Source organism: Dactylosporangium darangshiense, from assembly GCF_039537565.1.
GTDB lineage: Bacteria > Actinomycetota > Actinomycetes > Mycobacteriales > Micromonosporaceae > Dactylosporangium > Dactylosporangium darangshiense.
Genome location: NZ_BAABAT010000145.1, coordinates 1 through 3,254, shown reverse-complemented (window position 1 = coordinate 3,254; position 3,254 = coordinate 1). Strand labels below are relative to the sequence as shown.

The following is a 3,254-nucleotide window of genomic DNA, read 5'->3' as shown; positions in this document are numbered from 1 at the left end:
ATAAGAAACAACCCGGGAGTTCCTGGTGTGGTCTGTCCACCGTGGAATCTGTTGCGTGGCTCTGACCTGGACATCTGCTGGTTCAACTGAAGAGAGGTGCTGGGCTGACGTTACTTCAGGATTTCTGAGTCGTTCTCGTTTGTGGTGACGGTCTCGCGTTGCCGATGAAGGCGAGGGGGCGCGGGTTGGGGCTGGCGACAGTTCGTGATCTGCGCGAGGCGCGACGTCCGGCGACGGCGGAGCAGATCGCGGACTTCGAGACCGATGTGCTGGCCGGGTTTGTGTTGGCTCGGTCTTCTGCGGGCTTGTCGGACTCGACGATCCGCGGCGATGTCGGCCATCTGGAGCAGTTCCGTACCTGGTTCGGGCGACCGTTGTGGGAGATGGAACCGGTCGACGCTGATGCGTATTTCGGTCGGGTGATCCGCGACGCGGCGAAGGGCACCCGGCTGGCGCGGGCGCAGACGCTCAAGACGTACTTCATGTTCCTGGAGTTGCGGCACAAGGTTGAGATCCATCAGATGACCGGCCGGGTGGTGGAGTGTCCGATCGATGAGATGAACCGGCCCCGCGGCGGGACGGAAAGCAAGCTGCGGATCCCGCCGTCGCAGGTGGAGGTGGCGCGATTGTTCGGCGGTTGGCGAGAGGAACTGGCGACCTGCCGGAAGTTCGCGCCGATCGCCCGTAACTATGCGGCGGCCCGGTTGATGGCCGAGATCGGGTTGCGTGTCAACGAGTTGCGTCAGCTGGACCTGCACGACATCAAGTGGGATCTGGGCCGATTCGGGAAGGTCCATGTCCGCTATGGCAAAGGCAAACGGGGGTCCGGGCCGCGGGAACGGATTGTGCCGCTGGTCAACGATGCAGGCCGAACGTTGCGCTGGTTCATCGAGGACGTGTGGGGCCAGTTCGACGATGACCACACCCGGCCGGGCGCACCGCTGTTCCCGTCGGAACGACGCAACACCGACGGCAGCTGCGCCCGGGTCGGTGACGACGCGCTGCGGGTCGGGTTGGCCGACGCCGCCGTCAAACACTTGCCCAGCTGGACCGATGCGCTCACCCCGCACGTGCTGCGGCATTTCTGCGCTTCCCAGCTCTATCACGGCGGTCTGGACCTGGTCGCGATCCAGGAGGTCCTCGGCCACTCGTGGATCGCCACGACCATGCATTACATCCACGTTCATCGCACTCACGTGGAGGATGCCTGGATCGCGGGGCAGCAACGCGCCGCCGACCGATTGAAGGGACTCCTGCCGTGAAATGGAACCTGCGTCTGGCCGCGGCCCAGCGTGGCGTCTGGAAAGCCAGCCAACTGCAGCAGATGCTCGCCGAGCATGGTCTGGTCATCTCGGCCGGCAAAATGTCGGGGCTGTGGTCGGGTAACCCGGCCAGCGTCAAGCTCGAGGACCTGGATGTCGTCTGCGCTGTGCTCGGCTGCGGCGTCGCCGACCTGCTCATCCCGGAGCCGGACAAGGTCCGCAGCCCCGAAACCAGAACCGTCACCGTTGCTGCGGCGATCGGATCCACGGTCACACCCCGACGGCGCGACGGCCGTTCGCTGCCGCCGGCGTGATGGGCGGGATCTCGCCGAACAAGCCAGCCGCAACCTGCGTGGAGTGCCTCGCCTGGGGCGTCCTGCCCGGCTCCTGTTGCCGGGCCTGCTACACCTTCCGCCAACTACACGGCCAGGGCGAGTGCGCCGCGTGTCGACGCATCGTCCCGATCAACAAGGGACACTGCCGGCTGTGCTGGCTGCAAGCCTTGCGGGACGCCAAAAACGTCGGCCAGACCCACGTGACGGAACCGTTCCTGCTCGCAGTGCACCATCAGCAACTGTTCTTCGCCCGGATGCACCGCGACGTCTACCGCGTGCCCGGACGGCAACGCCTGGGCAAGAAGGGCACCCGCGGCTTGGCCCCGCCACCCGCGCCCGCCACACCACGCAACGCAGATCCCAACTGGGCTCAGCCGCCCCTGCCCTTCCAAGCAGGCCACGACTTCTCCCGGTTCGACCGGCGACGCCATGCCGACCTGGCCAACCCCACATTGGTGCGCGCCCGGCAGGCCGGCCGCGCCCTCGCGGCTTCCAGGGGTTGGGGCCGCTGGGTCGCCAAGGACGTCGACCGCGCGCTGGTTGTGTTGCTGTCCAACCACACCGGCGACGAGAAGATCCGCTTCACCGAGCTGGCCCCCGCCTTACGCCACCACGGTTTGACGATCGAACGGACCGTCGACGTCCTCACCGACCTGGACCTGTTCCACGACGACAAAACACCCGCCTTCGACAGGTGGCTGGACCGCAAACTCGGACCCCTCACCCCCGGCATTCGACACGATGTCGAGGCGTGGCTACGTGTCCTGCACGAGGGTGGCCCACGGGTCCGGGCTCGCAACCCCGAAACCGCTGGCGGCTACCTCAACCACATCCGTCCGCTGCTGCTCGGTTGGTCGGATCGTTTCCGGCACCTCCGCGAAGTGACCCGCCAGGACGTCCTCGACGCCACCGACACCTTGCGCGGCAGCAACCGTCACATCACCCTCTGCGTCCTACGATCGCTGTTCCGCCACTGCAAGAAGACCGGCGCGATCTTCCGTGACCCCACCACTCGGATCCGACCCAACCGCGTCGAGCAGACCACGATTCTGCCGCTGCGGCCCGAGGACATCCACGAAGCGATCAACGCCGCAACTACCCCAGCCGACCGCCTCGCCGTCGTGCTAGCCACCGTCCACGCCGCCCGTTCCAAGGACATCCTCAGCCTCCGCCTCGACGACGTCGATATCGGCAACCGCCGGCTCGTCGTCGCCGGACGCGTCCGCCCGCTCGACGACCTCACCCGCCACGCCGTCCTCGACTGGCTCGATGTCCGCCGCAACCGATGGCCGCACACCGCCAACCTGCACCTGCTCATCAACCGCCTCACCGCCCTGAAATCCGGACCAGTCAGCAGGGTCTGGATCACCCGCGCCTTCTGGGGACTCACCGCCACCCTCGAACGACTCCACACCGACAGGCAACTCGAAGAAGCCCTCACCCACGGCCCCGACCCACTACATCTCACCGCCGTGTTTGGCATCCACGAAAACACCGCAATCCGTTACGCCGATGCCGCACGCCACATCCTCGAAACAGACGCCGAACGCCACCACCCCAGTTCACCCTGAACCCAACGCCCACCACGCACACCACCGCGACAGACCCCAGGGTTCCCGATGAAGAACCCTCAGTTCGCCTGAACCCACGGCGGAGG

3 protein-coding genes are annotated in these 3,254 nt (G+C 66.3%); all 3 read left to right on the top strand.

Annotated elements, in window-relative coordinates:
• Positions 1-164: 164 nt before the first annotated feature.
• The 3 genes from ABD901_RS58235 to ABD901_RS58225 are packed head-to-tail and all read left to right on the top strand — an operon-like array spanning position 165 to position 3,168.
• Positions 165-1,262 (top strand): tyrosine-type recombinase/integrase, encoded by a 1,098-nt coding sequence (locus ABD901_RS58235; RefSeq protein ID WP_345144933.1) that lies wholly within the window; start codon positions 165-167, stop codon positions 1,260-1,262.
• Entirely contained in the window at positions 1,259-1,576 is a 318-nt protein-coding gene (locus tag ABD901_RS58230; RefSeq protein ID WP_345144931.1) for a helix-turn-helix domain-containing protein, read from the top strand. Before ABD901_RS58235 ends, ABD901_RS58230 begins: the two co-directional genes overlap by 4 nt.
• Before the next feature lie 38 nt (positions 1,577-1,614).
• The gene (locus ABD901_RS58225; RefSeq protein ID WP_345144929.1) at positions 1,615-3,168 is read left to right on the top strand and encodes an integrase; all 1,554 of its coding nucleotides are present in this window, start codon (positions 1,615-1,617) and stop codon (positions 3,166-3,168) included.
• Positions 3,169-3,254 lie beyond the last annotated feature (86 nt).